The organism is Bacillus sp. MYb56 (assembly GCF_002976445.1).
In the GTDB taxonomy this organism is placed as follows: domain Bacteria; phylum Bacillota; class Bacilli; order Bacillales; family Bacillaceae_G; genus Bacillus_A; species Bacillus_A mycoides.
This window is the reverse complement of the sequence record NZ_PCOH01000131.1, coordinates 1-1,048: the sequence shown is the minus strand read 5'-3', so window position 1 is coordinate 1,048 and position 1,048 is coordinate 1. Positions and strand designations below refer to the sequence as shown.

1 protein-coding gene and 1 pseudogene are annotated in these 1,048 nt (G+C 36.3%); both read right to left on the bottom strand.

All coding sequences use genetic code 11. From position 1 onward, the window contains the following. A partial coding sequence (locus CQ058_RS31370) for a helix-turn-helix domain-containing protein (RefSeq protein WP_105590279.1) occupies positions 1–192 on the bottom strand: 192 nt, incomplete at its 3' end. Next, positions 152–791 (bottom strand): annotated as a pseudogene (locus tag CQ058_RS31365) (IS607 family transposase). The pseudogene CQ058_RS31365 and the gene CQ058_RS31370, both read right to left, overlap by 41 nt. Positions 792–1,048: the final 257 nt, after the last annotated feature.

The following is a 1,048-nucleotide window of genomic DNA, read 5'->3' as shown; positions in this document are numbered from 1 at the left end:
CTTTCGCTTCTTGATCTTTGTAAATCGTTTCTGTAAAGCTAACTGTGAAACAGATTTTCCAAATAGCTTATAGTATCTATCACTCATTCTTTTACAATAGTTATAAGCGAATCTTGAAGCTCCAGCATGGTTTCTAAGCACTTTTTCTTGTTCAGGCGTTGGAATCAATCTGACCTTCTTCGCCAATATCATCAGAAGTCAACTCCTTGATTATCTGTTTGGTCTTTTTAGAGCGCTTGCCTTGAAGTTTACAACTAAATACTGTAATGATTTGAACAAGGTCTTCTACGACCTCCTGTTCTTCTGTTTTAGCAGTATTGTCAATTACTTCAATCGCTGTTCCATGTAGTTGATAGATCTTTTCAACCAACTCATAACCGAACCTCACAAGTCTATCTTTGTGCATGACAACAATTTTTTCAACCTCATTGTTCTCAATGCGTTCAATTAACTTGTTAAAGCCTTTTTTCTTATAGTTGATTCCAGAACCAATATCTTCGATAATTTCAAATTGATAACCTCGCGCGATAAGATAATTGCTTCATTCTATCGACTTGTCTTTCTAGGTCGTTTTTTTGACTCGAAGAACTGATTCTACAATAGCCAATTACTGTGCGATTATTTGGGCGCTCCCCTTTTAGATAATGAAAGATTTGTTCTTCTGAATAGTAGCGTGTTCCACCAGCAGTCACCTTTTCAGGTACTAATTCACCGCTTTTGTGCATTCTCCTAAGACTACTAGGATGCAAACCTGTTAATTCCGATACTTGACTAACTCGTAAAAATTTCATTATTATTCTCACCTCATTGGATTTACCATAGCACATACGTTCGATAGATTCAACGAGATTTGATAGATTTAATTAAATTTATCTTGTTCAACTAAGGGCGCAAGTCCTTAGCCAGTTCTCTTATGAACTTCTCATGTTTTCACATGAGCGCAGACTATATGTTTATCTACTTAAAGATAGAGGATTTTTCCACCACCATAGGCTTGTGATGTACTCTCGTCAGTTATACGAGATAGTCGTTGAACGTTCATCTTATC